The organism is Streptomyces sp. NPDC007872, from assembly GCF_042868165.1.
Lineage (GTDB): Bacteria > Actinomycetota > Actinomycetes > Streptomycetales > Streptomycetaceae > Streptomyces.
In genome coordinates, this window is sequence record NZ_JBIAEA010000003.1 from 21,853 (window position 1) to 37,708 (window position 15,856).

15 protein-coding genes and 2 pseudogenes are annotated in these 15,856 nt (G+C 68.7%); 6 read left to right on the forward strand and 11 right to left on the reverse strand.

The window, feature by feature from the left end; genetic code table 11:
• Positions 1-108: 108 nt before the first annotated feature.
• From ACFYNX_RS10620 to ACFYNX_RS10635, 4 genes and pseudogenes are all read right to left on the reverse strand, one after another.
• The gene (locus tag ACFYNX_RS10620) at positions 109-1,260 is read right to left on the reverse strand and encodes a hypothetical protein (protein WP_388659868.1); all 1,152 of its coding nucleotides are present in this window, start codon (positions 1,258-1,260) and stop codon (positions 109-111) included.
• 322 nt (positions 1,261-1,582) lie between these two features.
• Complete coding sequence (locus ACFYNX_RS10625) at positions 1,583-1,891, reverse strand: hypothetical protein (RefSeq protein WP_388659871.1); 309 nt, start codon at positions 1,889-1,891, stop codon at positions 1,583-1,585.
• Between the two features lie 383 nt (positions 1,892-2,274).
• Positions 2,275-2,585: pseudogene (locus tag ACFYNX_RS10630) on the reverse strand (hypothetical protein).
• A gap of 262 nt (positions 2,586-2,847) precedes the next feature.
• Positions 2,848-4,113 (reverse strand): replication-relaxation family protein, encoded by a 1,266-nt coding sequence (locus tag ACFYNX_RS10635; RefSeq protein WP_388659874.1) that lies wholly within the window; start codon positions 4,111-4,113, stop codon positions 2,848-2,850.
• A gap of 484 nt (positions 4,114-4,597) precedes the next feature.
• Between ACFYNX_RS10635 and ACFYNX_RS10640 the strand changes: the two genes are divergently transcribed.
• Positions 4,598-4,948 carry a hypothetical protein gene (locus ACFYNX_RS10640; protein WP_388659877.1) on the forward strand — a complete coding sequence of 117 codons (351 nt, stop codon included), beginning with the start codon at positions 4,598-4,600 and terminating at the stop codon, positions 4,946-4,948.
• Positions 4,949-5,022: 74 nt separating this feature from the next.
• On the opposite strand, the gene ACFYNX_RS10645 is transcribed toward ACFYNX_RS10640, so the two are convergent.
• A complete protein-coding gene (locus ACFYNX_RS10645) occupies positions 5,023-5,973 on the reverse strand; it encodes a DUF5996 family protein (protein ID WP_388659880.1) in 951 nt (316 codons plus the stop codon).
• Positions 5,974-6,158: 185 nt separating this feature from the next.
• Here ACFYNX_RS10645 and ACFYNX_RS10650 point away from each other — a divergent pair, with 185 nt between their 5' ends.
• Together ACFYNX_RS10650 and ACFYNX_RS10655 are read left to right on the forward strand one after the other, a co-directional pair.
• Positions 6,159-6,881 (forward strand): flavodoxin family protein, encoded by a 723-nt coding sequence (locus ACFYNX_RS10650; RefSeq protein WP_388659883.1) that lies wholly within the window; start codon positions 6,159-6,161, stop codon positions 6,879-6,881.
• A 163-nt stretch (positions 6,882-7,044) separates the two neighbouring features.
• Positions 7,045-7,404 carry a UBP-type zinc finger domain-containing protein gene (locus tag ACFYNX_RS10655; protein WP_388659886.1) on the forward strand — a complete coding sequence of 120 codons (360 nt, stop codon included), beginning with the start codon at positions 7,045-7,047 and terminating at the stop codon, positions 7,402-7,404.
• Between the two features lie 387 nt (positions 7,405-7,791).
• Here ACFYNX_RS10655 and ACFYNX_RS10660 read toward each other — a convergent pair whose 3' ends face one another.
• The 5 genes and pseudogenes from ACFYNX_RS10660 to ACFYNX_RS10680 all read right to left on the reverse strand — a co-directional run bounded on the left by ACFYNX_RS10660 (position 7,792) and on the right by ACFYNX_RS10680 (position 12,169).
• A complete protein-coding gene (locus tag ACFYNX_RS10660; protein ID WP_388659889.1) occupies positions 7,792-8,265 on the reverse strand; it encodes a hypothetical protein in 474 nt (157 codons plus the stop codon).
• A gap of 128 nt (positions 8,266-8,393) precedes the next feature.
• Positions 8,394-8,981, reverse strand: a pseudogene (locus ACFYNX_RS10665) (transposase); the annotation flags it as partial.
• A 249-nt stretch (positions 8,982-9,230) separates the two neighbouring features.
• Positions 9,231-10,184, reverse strand: coding sequence for a nitrilase-related carbon-nitrogen hydrolase (locus ACFYNX_RS10670; protein ID WP_388659892.1), 954 nt, complete (start codon positions 10,182-10,184; stop codon positions 9,231-9,233).
• Positions 10,185-10,379: 195 nt separating this feature from the next.
• Positions 10,380-11,315 carry a cupin domain-containing protein gene (locus tag ACFYNX_RS10675; protein ID WP_388659895.1) on the reverse strand — a complete coding sequence of 312 codons (936 nt, stop codon included), beginning with the start codon at positions 11,313-11,315 and terminating at the stop codon, positions 10,380-10,382.
• Between the two features lie 2 nt (positions 11,316-11,317).
• Positions 11,318-12,169, reverse strand: coding sequence for an adenosylhomocysteinase (locus ACFYNX_RS10680; RefSeq protein ID WP_388659897.1), 852 nt, complete (start codon positions 12,167-12,169; stop codon positions 11,318-11,320).
• 164 nt (positions 12,170-12,333) lie between these two features.
• Between ACFYNX_RS10680 and ACFYNX_RS10685 the strand changes: the two genes are divergently transcribed.
• On the forward strand, positions 12,334-13,344 hold the full coding sequence (locus tag ACFYNX_RS10685; protein ID WP_388659900.1) for a flavin monoamine oxidase family protein: 1,011 nt from the start codon (positions 12,334-12,336) through the stop codon (positions 13,342-13,344).
• A gap of 8 nt (positions 13,345-13,352) precedes the next feature.
• On the forward strand, positions 13,353-14,645 hold the full coding sequence (locus ACFYNX_RS10690) for an amidohydrolase family protein (protein WP_388659903.1): 1,293 nt from the start codon (positions 13,353-13,355) through the stop codon (positions 14,643-14,645).
• Positions 14,646-14,740: 95 nt separating this feature from the next.
• Here ACFYNX_RS10690 and ACFYNX_RS10695 read toward each other — a convergent pair whose 3' ends face one another.
• A complete protein-coding gene (locus tag ACFYNX_RS10695) occupies positions 14,741-14,992 on the reverse strand; it encodes a hypothetical protein (protein WP_388659906.1) in 252 nt (83 codons plus the stop codon).
• Positions 14,993-15,241: 249 nt separating this feature from the next.
• On the opposite strand from ACFYNX_RS10695, the gene ACFYNX_RS10700 reads away from it, so the two are divergent.
• On the forward strand, positions 15,242-15,511 hold the full coding sequence (locus ACFYNX_RS10700; protein WP_365541996.1) for a GlsB/YeaQ/YmgE family stress response membrane protein: 270 nt from the start codon (positions 15,242-15,244) through the stop codon (positions 15,509-15,511).
• Positions 15,512-15,856: the final 345 nt, after the last annotated feature.

The window sequence follows — 15,856 nt, forward strand, 5'->3', positions numbered from 1 at the left end:
CCGTATGGGCCAGATGGGCCGAAGAAGATCAAAGCCCGGGCACCGCCCATATCGGTCGCCGACCCGCCCCGATGGTCCTCGTCCAAGATCCCCGACAGCGTCGGGTGCTCAGCGCCAGTCGATGATGAACGCCTGCTTGCCCAGGGTGGCGAACTCACCGGTCTCATCAGCCATGCGGGGCGTGGAGCCGGGCGTGGTGGCGCTGACGTAGTAGTGGGAGAGGGAGCCGTTTATGGAGAGGAATACGAAGCTGCGGCCGTCGGGGGCGACGACCATCGGTTGGTTGTTGTGGTCGTTGTCGGGGAGGAGTGAGGGTCCGGGTGTCGACTTGGGTGCGGTGCCAGCAGTGGTGATCGGGCTAGATCCGGTGGTGCTGCCGCACAGGACGGTCTCGTTGGTGGCCCAGAGGAGGGGTTCTTCCTCACAGGCCCGCCGGTGTGGTTCCCCGGTCTTGTCAGCATCGATCACGGAGGCGTCAGCGGGCACGTCGAGGAAGCGCCCGTCGGCGATCAGGTGCTTCCCGTCGGGCGAGAGAGCCGCACTGCGGGCGAGAACTACCACGCCGGGTGCCTTTCCGGCAGTGATCACGTGCTGTTCATTGTCACCATCGGTCCTCAGCCGCTCGACGGGCCGGTGATCTCCGCTCAGGGAGCGGCTGACGAGGGACGTACCGGTTTTGTTCGTGCGCAGGAACCACAGTGTTTGGCCGTCGCGGGACAGGGAGGCGGTGTGCTCGTGGGGCGTGTTGCCGAAGCCCTCGTCGCCGGTGAGATCGGTGAACTTTCCCGTACGGTCGACATAGCCGACGTGGGTGGCCTGGGTCTCGCGGTCGAGGGTGGTGACGGCGATCTTCGTGAAGTCCTGGTCGAACAGGGAACGGATCGCGGCAACGTCGACGGCGCTGACCTCATCCGGGTCATCGGGTTCGAGGTCGCACAGCGTGGTCAGCCCCGAGCCGTCTGAGGCGTCCTCGAAGCGTATGGCCGTGGCCGCGGGGAGTGGGAACTGGACACGGGCGAGGTGTTTCCAGCTCTTGGGGTCCCACCCGTCCACCTGGACCGTGCCCCCGCCCGAGGAAGAGGGCGTGCACACCACCGACACAAGCGCGTCGCGGGCGGGGAAGTCCGCGTCCGGAGCCTTCGCCGCCGAAGACCGGCTGCCGCGGGACGCCGGATCGGCAGGAGATCCCCAGCCGCATCCAGCCAGCCCTCCTGCCAGCACTATGGACACTGCCGCCACCGCCGTAACCCTGCGGATCATCCCCGCTCCCCCTGCCCGGCCCGGACACCGCCCTGGCCTTCGACATCTGACACGTGCCGCGGCAAATTACCGTGCCCGCCTGTACACGGCCAGGGACCACCCGGCCAAAGTCCCGAGACCGTCATGCGCCCACGCCCCGGACTGGCCTGGTGCAAGTGTGAGAACGCATGTCAGTGCTCTCATGCCGACCGAACCCTGATCGTTCTCGCCTGGCACCGCTGTACCGGGTCCAGGGGCCGTCCCTCATCCGTACCCTGCCCCCGGGGCGAGGAACTCCCGCACGACAAGCCACGGATGAGGGACCCGTTCATGGGCAGAGTTCTCAGCAGACCGCGGTGCGGTCATATCGCCCGCCGAGGGTACGGAAGTACGCGCTGTGCCTGTTCGGGATCGTCTTACAGGACGTGTCCCGCCAGGACTTGACCACGACCTTGACACGCATGGACTTGCCGCACTTGTTGTACAGCCACGCCTGCATGCCGCCGTCGGGGTTGTTGACCACTTGGCGCTCGATGCAGGCGGGCGCGGTGCCCCCCGCGGCCTGCGCCGGACCCGCCCCTGCCGCGAGACTCATCGTCATGGCCACGGCAGTGGTACCAATCATGATCGCGCGGTTGCTCTTCAGCATCATCCGTCCCTTCCTGCCCCGCGCCTCGTGCGCGGGATCCGTCTCGCGCCGAAGCTACGGATGTTCCGGCCCGCAGGCATCAACCCTGGGTTTGCCTTCCGCTGTAAACCGGGGCTGTAGGGCGCTACGACGCCGGTTGCAGTTGGGGAGGCTGTCACGAGCCGGGACTGTGCTTCAGTGCAGGCGAAGCCGTCGTCACCCCGGCCGGTCAGCGGATGTTCCGGCGGCCGGAATCAAGGTAGGGGCCGTCTGCGAAGAGGCCGAGGGCGCCGTCATGACGGACGCCGATTGAGGAGATGACAGCGGTAACCAGGCCGCGCCCAGGCATGTGTGGTCCGCATGTCCCCTTCCCTCAACACCCCGGGAGCGTCGTCCGGTACGGGCGCTCAGGGGGTGTCGCCGGTGTAGAGAAGCGGCAGGCGACACCCGGGCCCGGCTTACGCGCCTCACCGGGGCGCGGGGCGTACAGGGCGCGGCCGCCGGGCCACCGGACGAGCTCGGTGATCAGGGCGACCCCGTCGTCAACCTCTACGGTCCGCCACTCATGGATATCCACCAGCAGGCCGTCCAGCAGGCCGTCCAGCGGGCCGCCGACGAGTTCGGCATAGGTCCGGCCCGGCTTCGGTCCCGGGTCGGGGTCATCGTGCTCCGCGCCGTAGACCCGGCCGCGCAGCAACTGCTCGTCACCCTCGTTCATCCGACTAGCCTCCCAGCCGCCGCCGAGAGCGGAAGGCCGACGGCGGCCGATTGTTCGGCCTCTCCCGCCTCGCGGGAGGGCACTCGATGACGGTCATGGTGACGTGTCCTTTCCGTCCGGCCGCGCCGGTCTCCCGGGTGGAGACGCGGTCGCAGGACCGAGCAGGCGGGAACGTAGAGCACCGACCGCATTAGCGTCGCGGCGCCCGGGCGGGGGCAAGCACGACGTGGGGTAAGGCCGGACCCGCGCACACCCTGCCGCGCTACCGGCGCCGCCCGAACAGGCCGCGGCCCTTCTTCACCTCCGCTTCGGCCGCCTCCCGCTCTGCGGCTTCCTCCGCCTCACGGCGCGCGGCACGCTCGGCCTCGAGCCGTGCGAAGTGCTCGTCCCGGCACGGCCCGCACAGCTCGTCGGTGCGGTCGCCCCAGGACCTTCCCCGCCCGAGCAGGTACTCCCAGCGCTCGTCGGTGAACTTCGCCCCGCACCGCGTACACACCGGCCGCCGCGCCTCCCGCTCGGCGGCCTCGCGCTCCTCCCGCCGGCGCTTGGCCTCCCTCCACTGCGTGAGGTACAGCCGGTCACCGTCCGGGTTGTCCAGAGCCTCGGCAAGCGTCTGCCACTCCTCACGCCCGAGCCGCCGCCACACCTTCCCCGCAGCCCCGGCCGGGTCGGCGGTGATGCGCTCCAGCTCGGTGACGACCACGGGCACCGCCTGGTTGTAGTCGACGGCCGTAATCCCCTCGCCCTGGCCCGGATACGGCTCCCCGGCGAAGTAGCGGCGGCCGACCTGCTCCAAGCGCCGCATGCGGCTCTCACGCTGTTCGGCGGTCTTCCCGGTGAACACGAAGACCACCGGTACGTAGCCCTCCCGGTTGGATGCCGGATAGAGGCGCGGCCACAGCCTGAATTGCTGCACCTTCGAACCCAGTTGCTCATAGCGGGCCGCCATCTCCTTGTTCGGGTCGGCCTTCGGCGCCAGGAGCTCGAACCAGTCGTTGTAGCGGCGCAGCTTGTCCACCAGGTCGTCGACGGGCTCGTTGACGCGGTCGACCTCCAGGAGCATCGCGGGCACCCCGGCGCCGGGGGCGCGCATCGTCAGGTCGGCGTACTGGGTGTACCCGTAGGGGAGCTTGTGGGCGATCCCCGTCTGCCAGGACAGCGGGGTGCCGTACCCGGCCCCGGTGAGCACAGCGGCGGTCGAGGTGACGGCGGCGGCGTGCTCGTCGTAGCCCTGTCCCGGAACTGGTCTGCCCTTGGTGTCGTACTTCTGCTTGCACAGCGCGGAGATCCGCACGTTCCTCGGCAGCAGCCCCTTGGCTCCCCTATGGCCCTGCTCGGTGAGCACCCACAACTGGTGTCCCGACTTCAGCCGCCTCTCCACCCGGACCAGGCCCGTCTCCTTCAACGCGTTCAGGGTGTCCCTGGTACACCGGTCGTGCCGGTCTCCGGGCCGCAGCATCCGCCACAGGTGTTCAGCAGTAGCCCGCTGGAAGATCCCCAGAGCCCTCAGCACTCCCCTGCGCCGCACCCCGGTCGGCTTCCAGACCTGTGTCGACCCAGGAGGGTTTTCGAACGCATCAGCGGACCTTGAAGTCCCGGTCTGGCCTGCGGAGATAAGCCCGGCGGGTGAAGCGGCCGTGGAGGGGCCTGCAAGACCTGGTCGACGTCCTCGGAAGGCCCGCAGTCGCGGGCGGCGTGGTGGTCGTGGGCGGGCACGGTGTCCTCGGCTTCTCCGGCCTGCGAGCCGGGTCGGCAATCGTCCGGCCCATACGCGGATGTGCGTACGGGCCGGGGCTACCAGGACGGCAGCAGACCTGAACAAGGGGATGACGACTGGACATGCCGCCGAGTCGATCTAGGCAGCCGAAGGAACGTTTTAGCCCTTGCTGACCTGTTCACCCCACTGTAGTGGGTGGAAAGAAATCTCCGGCCACTGTCCACAGGCCCACGATTTGAGACTCGTTCTGAGGCCGCCACGATCAGCGGGGCGGCCCGGAACCGAGGAGCCATACGTGCCCGAGAACACCACCACGCCACTCGCCCCGATGACCCCGGACGCGGTGATGGACGCCTTCAACCACCTGCGGGCGGTCAGCGTCGACAACACCCAGTACGCCGGCGAGCTCGCGGCCGCCGAACCACGGATGCCCGAGCTGATCGTGGACGCCGTCGAGCAGATCGTCGTCCCCGTCACCATGGTCGGCGAACGCGTGCCGGAACTGTGCGATGACTCCTTCGCCCTCGACGCCCTCGCCAGCGTCTTCGTGACCACCCTGCGCACCTGGGCCCAGGCCGGCCCGCACACCGCCGAACCCCTCGCCCGCGCAGCCCTGCACCTCATCACGCGTCATCTTGCACCGTAGGAGGGCACGCACGGCTGAGGAGGTCACTGAGGGCGGATCCCTCGAGCGTCGGTCGGGCCGACGCCGATGTCCGCTCACAGAGCCTTAGAGGTGTCTCGGACCTGGGGGTCGGTCACTCCATCCGGGCAAAGGCGGTCGGTGGGCCATCCCGCCAGGTGCGCACCGGCTGCGTATGCACTGTCGTAGAACCGTAGAATCTCGGCCCGGGCGTCCGGTGCGGTGCGCACGTCGTCGTAGGGCAGCAGGGCGAGGTGCGAGCCGTTGTTCGGCATCCACCGCGCGGCAGCCGGTTCCAGCAGGCGCTGTGCCAGCCCTTCGGGCTCCGGCGCCGTGTACGAGTAGAAGGCGGGTTCGGGGTAGGAGCGCTCGTCGCCGAACCAGAAGCCGCTGCTGATCACCTCGCGCGAGTACGCCTCACGGGTGACCGGGTCGATGGAAGATCCCTGTGTCACGTGGCGGTCGGAGAAGCGGGTCACGGCGATGTCGAAGGTGTGCCAGAAATGGTGGACGGGGCTGGTCTTCCCGGAGTACCCGGCCGCGTACTTCTCCAGAACCAGCATGACCTGGGTCAGGATCCTCCAGTAACGGTTCACGGCGGCCGGGTCGTACGTGGCGTGCTCCTCGTCCTCGGCGAACGGCCTGGCGGCGTCGGGCAGGTCGAAGGGATAGGGGTGTTCCGGAAGGATGCCGATGCCCAGGTGGGCCAGAGCGGCGGTGAACTTGTGGTAGAAACCGGCGACCGAGAGGCCCGTCAGGGGGAACGACACCCGACGTCCGTCGAGCACGAGGACCTGGAGGCGGTGGGTGGTGAAGTCGAAGTCGACGGTGAAGACGATCCCATCGGCGATCGGGCCGGTGGGTCGGGTGGTGATGCCGCTCCCAGTCAGATGGAAAGGAACGTTCCACCAGTGGTTGCGCCGGACGCTGGCCGCCAGCCGCACCTTGCCGACGATCTGGAGGAACCGGTGCAGCGTCTCCTTCGTCGCCGCCCAGGACTCCCTAGGCAGTGCGGGGAACAAGTCCATCAGGGATCCCTCCCACAAGCCCGCCCCAGCCCTGCCGACCGGGGACACCTGGCTTCACTCTCGTCCCCGGCACGCACGGCCGCATCCACAGAGCTGACGGGTACCACGTTCGCCGCGCCCGCGGTGCCGTCCTGGCCCTGGTGTTCCAGGCTTGCGGCATCGACCGCCGCGAAGGGAACCCGGCCATGCCCTCCAGCAACCCGCCCCGCTACGACGGCCTTGGCGCCCTCTACCTCAACTGCACCCTGAAGGCGTCGCCGGAGACCAGCAATACCGAGGGGCTGATCGACCGCAGCGCTGCGGTGATGCGCACGGCAGGTGTGCGCACAGAGGTAGTCCGCCCTGTCGACTGGGATCTCGCGATCGGTGTTCAGCCCGACATGACCGAGCACGGCGCCGCCACCGACGCCTGGCCCGAGCTGTACGCCAAGGTGATGGCCGCCGACATCCTGGTGCTCTGCGGCCCGATCTGGCTCGGCGACAACAGCTCCGTGATGAAGCACGTCATCGAACGGCTCTACTCCAACTCGGCCGACCTCAACGACGAGGGCCAGTCCGCCTACTACGGGCGGGTCGGCGGCTGCCTGATCACCGGCAACGAGGACGGCCTCAAGCACTGCGCCATGAACGTTCTCTACAGCCTCCAGCACATCGGCTTCGCCATCCCCCCGCAGGCGGACGCGGGCTGGATCGGCGAGGCCGGTCCGGGCCCCAGCTACCTCGACCCCGGTTCCGGCGGCCCCGAGAACGACTTCACCAACCGGAACACGACCTTCGCCGCCTGGAACCTCATGCACCTCGCCGCTCTCCTCAAACGAGCCGGAGGCATTCCCGCGTACGGCAACCGGCGCCCCCAGTGGGACGCCGGCTGTCGCTTCGACGCGCCCAACCCGGAACACCGCAGCTGACGCGCGGCCCCTACCAGGAACGGGGCGGCGTTCCGCTCGGGAGCCGGCCGGGCCACCGCTCTTCCTCCCCGCTGGCAGCTCTCGCCGGTCGAGGGCAGTCTGGTGAGGGGCTGCCCACTTCTGTGCCGTGCGGCCCTGCCCCGATCGAGCAAGGAGTGCACCGATGGCTGACCGACCAGTTCACGGCATCGACCCTCAGGCCGCCCCGAGCGGCCCGGGCTGCGCAGACTGCCAGGCGGGGGACGGTCCCGGCTGGTGGTTCCACCTGCGCCGCTGCGCCGCCTGCGGCCACATCGGCTGCTGCGACTCCTCGCCCTCCCAGCACGCCACCAAGCACTTCCGGATGGCCGGCCATCCCTTCATCACCAGTTACGAGCCGGGCGAGGACTGGTTCTACAACAACGAGACCCAGCAGTTCTATGAGGGCCCACAGCTCGCCCCGCCCACCTCCCACCCGGCCGACCAGCCCGTACCGGGCCCGGCGGGAGCAGTACCCGAGGACTGGGAACAGAAGCTGAACTAAGCGTATGACGGAGCCGGTTGGCCCCGCGCCGGCAGACTCTCGTCCCGTTCCCCCTTCCAGCACCTGCCAGCCCCGGGGGCGGCAAGCGCCCGGACAGCGGAGAACCCGCTCCAGCGGTTCCCACCACCAGCACACCGGCGACGGGAACGAGCATGGTGACGGGAGGCGGGGCCACCGAAGACACCCCGGTCGTCTCCAGGGCCCGTCCGATGCCCGCCGCGTTCGGAAGTCCTCCGCCTCGGCGACGCAAAGGACATGCCGGATTCCAGGACCCCATCAGCCATCGGGTAAGGGCGTGTCCCGGACGGGCACGCGCTGGACGGCCAGGAGGTAGCACCCGTTCCGGCAGTACTGTCGTCGCGCGGTCTACGCTCCGTCCTGGGATCGTTACGCCGGCGCCGAAAGGGCAAGGGCCCCGTAGACCGTCCCGGATGCCAGTAGCGTCAGTGCTCCCAGCCGCACCCGCCGGTCGGGGACGAAGAGGGCTGCGGCGAGAGTGTACGGCGCTCCTGTCAGAGCGATCCGTGTATTGGTGCTTCCCAGGCTAATGCCCTGGCTGTAGACGGCCAGTCCCGCCAGTACCCCGATGGTGCCGAGGATGAAGACGAGCGCCGCCCAGCCCAACCGTTGCGGTAAGGAGCCGCACATCGGCACTATGGTCCGTACCGGAAGGGCTGTGATGGCCAGCAGGCCCAACATCACAGGAACTCCCACGGCGAAGACGGGAACGGTCGCACCGAGCCCGCCGCCCCAGCTGCTCGCCAGCAATGCGAAACCGAAGAACGGCGTCAAACCCGCAGTCGTCGCCCAGACCAGTAAGAGGTGCAGGGCCGTCAGCGTTCCTCTGTCACCCGTCATCATGGTCCCGCAGCGTGCCAGCGTATGTTCCGGTCTGCATGAGTACGCGTACTCATGCTCTCAGATGCCATGGCGCTGAACGCCATCGTTTTTGGGCCGCGTCCGATCCCGCTGATTCCTAATGTCGCCTGTCAAGCCGCGAGAGTCGTCGGTGGCGTGAGCTGGTAGCACCGTCCGTCGCGGAGGGCCCAGAGGACGTTGACCCGGCGGCGGGCGAGGGCAAGGACGGCTTGGGTGTGGCGCTTGCCTTCGGCTCGTTTGCGATCGTAGAACCGACGTGACTCGTCGCTCCGTCGAATGCTGAACAGCGCGGAGGTGTAGAGGACGCGTTGGAGCCGTCGGTTGTAGCGTTGCGGGCGTCGCAGGTTGCCGCTGATCTTTCCGGAGTCGCGGGGGACCGGTGCGACGCCGCCGAAGCCGGCAAGGCGGTCGGGGGTCCCGAAGGCGGACATGTCGCCGCCGGTGGCGGCTAGGAACTCGGCGCCGAGGATGATGCCGAGGCCGGGCATGCTGGTGATCACCTCGAAGTGCCGGTGGTCGCGAAACCGGGCCTCGATGAGCTTGTCCAACTCGGTGACCTGCTCGCTGAGGGCCAGCACTTCCTTCGCAAGCGTGTGCACCATCTGCGCGGTCAGCTTCTCACCGGGCAGGCTGGTGTGCTGGCGTTCAGCCGCCTCTGCCGCAGCCTGGGCGAGCTGGTCGGCCCGGAGGACCTTGCGGTGGAGACGCCCACTCTGTTGTACGAGCCGATGCCGGCGTCCAGGTACATGAGGGCCTGGGCGCGCAGCTCCCATGGGTGGGTGCCGGTTCCGCTGGTCAGGAACATCCGCTGGGGTACGAGCGGGCTGGGTTCGAAGGCGGTCGTGAACGTCTCCTGAGCGTGTTCGGCTGCGGGGCGCGGCCAGTGGCGTACCGGGATCTTCAGGTGATGCGAAGTTTTCTCTGCGTGTTTCTGTGCCGTGGGGCGTTCACGAATTGTCGGTGAGACGCAGGTAGGGGTGGAGGGAGAGACGGTTGTCCCGGAGGTGGTCTCCTTCCGGGCTGAAGGGGGTGGCTGTTCCGGGCAGACAGTCGGCGATGATTAGGCAGTCGTGGTTCTGTTCGGCGGGGGTGGCGGTGACCAGTGCGTGTCCGCCGGGTGCCCAGATGCCTGAGTTGGCGCGGTAGAGACGCGAAGGCCCGGGATCGGGGTGTTCCCAGCCTCGACGGTTGGCGTAGGCGATGAACAGGCGCCAGATGGATGCCATGGCGGGGATGATGTGGAGGGTGGCGTCCGGGTACGGGATGATGGAAAGTCGTCCGTCCGGCATGCGGTAGTGGTGTTCGGCGGCGGTCGGGCCGATGATCACCTGTGCGCCCCGTTCCGCGAGGTACTGGTACAGGGACGGAAATTCGCATTCGTAGCAGTTGAGCAAACCGATGCGGATGCCGTTCAGTTCTACAAGCGGAGGGAGTTCTGTTCCTACGCTAAAATTGCTCCGCTCGGCCGCCCCGTACAAGTGGGTCTTGCGGTAATTCGCCAGCGGGGTTCCGTCCGGCGCGACGACGGTGATGCTGTCGTAGATTTTTTCTCCGTCGCGTTCGATGTAGGGAAGGACCACGGCTGTGGCGTGCTCGCGGGCCGATCGGGCGGCCCGGGCGAGGATTGGATCGTCCTGGTGTTGGGCCAGTTCTCGGATCAGGGAGCTTCCCAGGGCGTAGCCGGTGGGGTAGCACTCGGGGAAGACGCACACCTGGGCGCCGTGATCGGAGGCCAGTGTTACCGCTTCGTCGAGTCGTTCCATGTTGGCTTCGACTGCCTCTCGGCTGCCCGCCGGTCCTTCTCCCTGGTAGAGAGCGACGCGTAGTCCCTGGCCGGCCTTGGGAGGGGTGGGCTGCAACCCGCCGGCGAGGATGTGGAGGGGGGTAGCGGCCGGAGTCATAGGAGCTTCCTTCGTCCAGGGCACGTCCGACGAAGGACATCATCACCGGTATGAATCATCTTGGCGATGCTTTATTCAGTCTTTCTGATTTTTCTTGAAGAATTGTCAGGTGCGGTGCGCAGGGGGGCGTGAGGTGCTGCCGTGATTTCCACTGCTCGAGTTACGGTTGAGGCTGTACTTGTCTCGCCTCTGTTCTCAGGTTTCTTTCGTCTGTCGGCCGGTAGGTTCTGTGGAGCTTTCGAGGGCGTGGAGTCCGGGATGGAAGATGTCGTTTTCGAACATGGCGCGCTCGGCATCTCCGTCGCCCTCCGTGGGGTGGAAGCGGGCCGACCAGTGGACTTCGCAGCGGTCGGGGCCAAGGGCTTGTACTTCGATGCGTGCCCGGTAGTCGGTGACGGGGAAGGGGTGGTGGACGAAGGTGTACTCCTGCACCTTCTGGTGACGGTCGCTGAGCAGGAGTTCCTCGGTGATGTCCTGGCCGTCGGCGGTGAGGAGCTTTCTTGTGCGTGGCCCGGTGGGGCCGGGGGCGCTGTGGGTGATGGCGGGGTGCCAGGAGGCGATGGCGGTGAAGGCTTCGATGTCCTCCCACACCGCTTCAGCGGGGCGGTTGACAATGCGGTGGACGCGGGCTTCCACGTGAGCCGCTCCGGGGCGCAGGAGGGTGTAGTCGCGGGTGTCGAATCCGGGAGCGACCACGCACAGGAACAGGGCGTAGGCCGAGGAGAGCAGACGAGTGCTCTGCCAGAGGCCGGCGGGCACGAGATGGTGCGTGTCCTGTCGGGAAGGCGGAATGCCGGCACCGTCCTCCGACGGGTCCGGGGGGCCGAGCAGGTGGGCGGTGGGGCGGTGGTCGGGCGCGTCGGGTGGGAAGGGGGCGGTCAGCAGGTGGGCCGGTCCGCCGTTCTGCCAGATCCACAGTTCGTCGGAACCGACTTGGTGCCATTCGGCTTTCTCACCGGGTTCCAGCAGGTACTGGATGGCGGTGGCGGCCGGGCGGGCGGAGCGTCCGTCGAGGGGGGTCACGGACTGTTCGGATGTCCAGATCTGCCGGAACCGGCCTCCTTCGGGATGGGGTTCCATGGGCTCCCGCAGAGGGCCGGGGGCACGGTGTGCGGGTTCGGAGGCGTCCATGTCTACTCCTGGGAGGCGTCGAGGGCGGCGAGTTCGGGTTCGCCGGTGAGGTAGTCGCTGTAGACGGCGTGCCCGGGGGACGGTGGGTCCAGTGGTACGCCTCTTGCGGCGAGGGCCAGTCGGGCCACTTCCTGCTGGATCTCCGTGCTGAGTTCGTGCAGGCCGGGCCCGGGCCGTCGGGTGACGAGGCTGGTGACGGCGAGGGCCTGGGCGGCGAAGGACAGGTCCATGGCCGCCGCGGCGTGGCCGGAGCCGCCGGCGGTGTTGACCGGGTTGCCGCCGGCCAGCAGGAGGATGCGGCGTCCGGATGCGGTGATGTGCTCCTCGACCCCTGGCAGGACGCGTCGACGCTCGTCACTCGCCGCGGCAAGGGCGGGGAGGTCGATCTCCGCAGTACCGTGTCCGGCGTTGGCGAGGACGGCGCCGTCGGGCAGCAGGGCGAGGTGCTCGGCGCGGACGACCCGGCGGCTTCCGGTGGCGGTGATCAGCATGGTCGCCTCCCGGGCCGCTTCGGTGAGGGACAGCACGCGGTAGCCGAGTGCGTGGGCTTCGAGCGCGCGGAGCGGGTCGACCTCCGTCACCAGCACCTGGGCTCCAAGTCCCCTGGCCCGTTCGGCGATTCCGCGCCCCACGTGGCCGAATCCCGTCACCACCAGTACCGATCCGGCGATGGACACGTTGGTCAGGCCGACCACCGCGTCCAGGGCGCTGGCGCCGGTGCCGTGCCGGTTGTCGAACGTGCTCTTCAGCTCGGAGCCGTCGACCACCATGACCGGCAGTGTCAGGCCGCGGCGCCGGTGGAAGCTGCGCAGTCGCTTCACGCCGGCGAGCGTGTGGACACACGCACCCGTCAACTCGGATAGTTGCCAGGAGCGTTGGAGAGATCGTCCACCGTCTGGAGCCGTGGACCTTCCGCCGGTTCCTCACCGATCCCGAAGGGGCCGGTCTGACCGGTGACCAGGCGCGGCTGCTGGGCACCGCCGGCATCGGCCCCGCCGCCTGGGACTGCTTCTGGGGCATGGGGGTGGTGGAGCTGCTGCGTCTGCTCCTGGCGGCGGAGGGCGCGGAGTTCCGCCAGCCGCAGGAGGGCATCAGCGCCCTCGCGGAGGGGTTCTGGTCCCGGCGCGTCACCGGACCGGACGGACGCGAAACGAGCCTGGAGGAGGTCAACGCCGGTGTGCTGCGGCCGGCGGTCACCGCGCTCGAGGTGTCCGACGATCCGCAGAACGGAGTGACGGTCCACAGTGCCGACGGACATCGCGAGACCTTCGCCGCGGTGATCTTCACCCCTCAGCTCCAGCTCCTCGAGACGTCCGTCCGCCTGCTCCCCGCCCGTACGGGCGGACCGAGTCCCCTGGGCCCGCGGCTGTGGCGCGCCGTGCGCGGCATCACGTACTGGTCCTCCGCGAAGACCGCGCTGGTAGTGCCCGAGCCGTTCTGGAAGGGCACGAGCCTGGACGGCGTCACCCTCACCGACCGGCTGCCCCGGGCGACGTACACCGCCGACTACGGCCCGCCCCGCGCGCCGGGGGGACGGACGGCGGTGCTGGAGCTGAGCTTCACCTGGTCCTTCGACGCCCTGAAGGTCTCCGCCTCCTCCCTGTCCGAGCGGGTCGACGCCTTCGTCCGGGAGCTCGCCGCCATCCACCCGCAGGCCGCCCCCCTGCTGTACGAGGCGGCGGCCCATGCCCCGGCGGCGACCGTCTCCTGGGGCAACGAACCGAACTTCCGCGGCATCGCCCGCCTCTCACAGCCCGGCGAGTACGACTACCAGTACGACCTCTTCCACCAGAGCCTCAAGGACCGGCACGGCCGGTCACGGGTGCCCGGGGAGCCGGCCGGCGCCCTCTTCCTGGCGGGAGACGACACCTCCTTCTCCCCCGGCTGGCTCGAACACGCCCTGGCCTCCGGGATCAACGCTGCCTGGGGCGTGATGACCCTGCTCGGCGGCAGCAGCGAACCGGACAACCCCGGCCCCGGCGACGTCCTGTCCGACCCCGACTACCGCCCCCTGCCTCCCCCGGCCTGAGGAACCCCATGCCCGAACACCGCCCACACCGCACGGTACTGCGCCCCGAACGCCTGTGGACCGGCCTGCACGACCGTCCTCACCACGGGGGCCAGGTGGTCGTCGAGAACGGCCGGATCGTCTCCGTCGACACCACGACGACCGACCCCTCCGACACGGACGCCGTCGTCGACCTGCCCGGCTGCACGCTCCTGCCGGGCCTGATCGACTGCCACGTCCACCTCGCCGACGAGAACGCCGACGGCGACTCCGCCCCTTACCAGGTCCTCACCGCCCTGCCCGCCATGCGCGCCCTCCTGGACAACGGCTTCACCACCGTGCGCGACCTGGGCAGCGCCCACCAGCCCCTCAACGTCGCCCTGCGCAACGCCGTGGAAGAGGGACTGATCACGGGTCCCCGAATCGTGGCCGCGCCGAACATCATCTCGCCGCGCGGGGGACACGAGGACAAGGCACCGGGTCTCGCCCAGCGCTACGGCGCCCAGATCGGCACGGTGGCGGACGGACCGGACGAGATCCGCCGGGCGGTTCGCCGCCAGGCCAGGGACGGCGCCGACTGGATCAAGTACGCCGGAAGCGGCGGTTTCTCCTCCCCCGCCGACAGTCCCGATAGCGTCTCCTACGCGCAGGAAGAAGTCGACGTCCTCGTCGCCACCGCCCGCGACCTGCGTCTTTCCTGCGCCGTGCACGCCTTCGCCGACGAAGCCGTGCGACGCGCGGTACGGGCGGGGGTGCGGAGCGTCGAGCACGGAACGTTCGCCACCCCCGCCACGTACGCAATGATGAAGCGCGAAGGTGTCTTCCTGGTGCCCACCCAGTACTGCCAGCGCCTCTTCCTCGACCACCTCGACGACGAGGACTTCTGGCGGGACAAGCCTGCCCACCTGCCGCGCTCCTACCGGTCCTTCGCAGGCCTCCTGCGCGAAGGACTGCACCAGCAGGCCACCGCTGACGTACGCATCGCCTTCGGCACGGACGCCGGCATGTTCCCCCACCGCGACAACTGGCGCGAGTTCCTCACCCTGGTCGACCACGGCCTTACCCCGCTGCGCGCCCTGCGGGCCGCCACCATCACCGCGGCCGCCCTCCTCGACCGCCCCGACCTGGGGCAGATCACCCCGGAAGCAGTCGCCGACCTGGTGGCGGTGGAAGGCAACCCCCTGACAGACATCGAAGCCATGGGACGGGTGCGGCTCGTCATGAGCGGCGGCCACGCAGTCGCAAATCCCGGACACTTCGCGACCGATCACCACACGCACCACCGGCAACTCCCGTCAGAGGTCCTCGACCGACAGGCCTGACCCATCGTTTCAGGATGAGGTTCAAAGCCATCTCGAACAGATGAGGCCTGGGCGAGCTGGAACAGGCCGAGGCGGAGACCAGGACGAGGGCAACCTCAATAGCGCACCCCACCTTCACCCGCTGACTTCCGACCGGAACGCACGAAGCATCGGCCCCATAGGGCCGGGGGCCGGATCAGACCAAAAGGGCTGTTACGCGGACTGAAGGCGGCGCCCAGAGCGATGCGGGCAGCGATGCGTTTGCTGACCAGTTCCTGCTCGCCGAACAGCTCCTCGGTGACGGCCCTGACAATCTCCATGCCGTGCCGCCCGACCCGGCCCGGATCGGCGGCCCGGATCGCGGGCACGGTGGGATCGTTGTCCTACGCCGCAACGTCCATGGCCTCGGCAGTGAGACGCAGCTCCATCAGCACCGGGCCGGCTGGAACCGGCGCACCGGAATGGACGGAGGGTTCACTTCGCCACGAACCGGCTCGTGTCCCTTGATGTCTACGAGCGCGGTCCGTTCATGCGGAGGGCGGGAGGGTTTGAAGATGGCCGAAGTGCGTATACGCCGTGTTGACGCAGGCTTTATATCAGCAGGTTGGAGACGCATCATGGGCATCATCGCGTGGATTCTCATCGGCCTCATCGCCGGTTTCATCGCCAAGGCGATCATGCCGGGCAAGGACCCGGGCGGTGTCATCATCACCATTCTGATCGGCATCGCCGGCGGCCTGCTGGGCGGCTTCCTCGGCAAGGTGATCTTCGGCGTCGACTCCGTCGACGGCTTCTTCGAGATCTCCACCTGGATCGCGGCCATCATCGGCTCCGTCATCCTCCTGGCCCTCTACCGCCTCGTCACCGGCAACCGGCGACACGCCTGAGCACGCCCCTTCCCGGTACGTACCGCGCGAACGGCCCCGTCCTTTTCGAAGGGCGGGGCCGTTCGCCGTACCCCAGCCTCCTTCCCCTCCGAGCATGAGAGGGACCGGATCACCACCTCGGGCAGCACTCCGGACGTGACTCGCGAAGAAGCGGTGGCCGCCCCGCCTGCGGGCCATCGCCCCGTCGAGCGCGACCCGTGCCGGTGGTGTCGGCTTTTGCCTGTTCCCCTGTCTTGGCGGGTCGGCACCGCGAACGTCTGCTGGAGCAGGGAAGGCGCCGGCCTCCACTCGTACAGGTGGTGCGGTCGCCGTTGCACCCCGGGGGTTTGCCGGAGGCGTGGGCGG

What these genes read in the sequence shown, in the direction of transcription:
- ACFYNX_RS10620 (WP_388659868.1), bottom strand. Translation starts at nt 1,260, where the DNA reads ATGATCCGCAGGGTTACGGCGGTGGCGGCAGTGTCCATAGTGCTGGCA.
- ACFYNX_RS10670 (WP_388659892.1), bottom strand. Translation starts at nt 10,184, where the DNA reads ATGACTCCGGCCGCTACCCCCCTCCACATCCTCGCCGGCGGGTTGCAG.
- ACFYNX_RS10690 (WP_388659903.1), top strand. Translation starts at nt 13,353, where the DNA reads ATGCCCGAACACCGCCCACACCGCACGGTACTGCGCCCCGAACGCCTG.
- ACFYNX_RS10700 (WP_365541996.1), top strand. Translation starts at nt 15,242, where the DNA reads ATGGGCATCATCGCGTGGATTCTCATCGGCCTCATCGCCGGTTTCATC.
- ACFYNX_RS10655 (WP_388659886.1), top strand. Translation starts at nt 7,045, where the DNA reads ATGGCTGACCGACCAGTTCACGGCATCGACCCTCAGGCCGCCCCGAGC.
- ACFYNX_RS10675 (WP_388659895.1), bottom strand. Translation starts at nt 11,315, where the DNA reads ATGGACGCCTCCGAACCCGCACACCGTGCCCCCGGCCCTCTGCGGGAG.
- ACFYNX_RS10660 (WP_388659889.1), bottom strand. Translation starts at nt 8,265, where the DNA reads ATGATGACGGGTGACAGAGGAACGCTGACGGCCCTGCACCTCTTACTG.
- ACFYNX_RS10645 (WP_388659880.1), bottom strand. Translation starts at nt 5,973, where the DNA reads ATGGACTTGTTCCCCGCACTGCCTAGGGAGTCCTGGGCGGCGACGAAG.
- ACFYNX_RS10625 (WP_388659871.1), bottom strand. Translation starts at nt 1,891, where the DNA reads ATGATGCTGAAGAGCAACCGCGCGATCATGATTGGTACCACTGCCGTG.
- ACFYNX_RS10685 (WP_388659900.1), top strand. Translation starts at nt 12,334, where the DNA reads ATGGGGGTGGTGGAGCTGCTGCGTCTGCTCCTGGCGGCGGAGGGCGCG.
- ACFYNX_RS10650 (WP_388659883.1), top strand. Translation starts at nt 6,159, where the DNA reads ATGCCCTCCAGCAACCCGCCCCGCTACGACGGCCTTGGCGCCCTCTAC.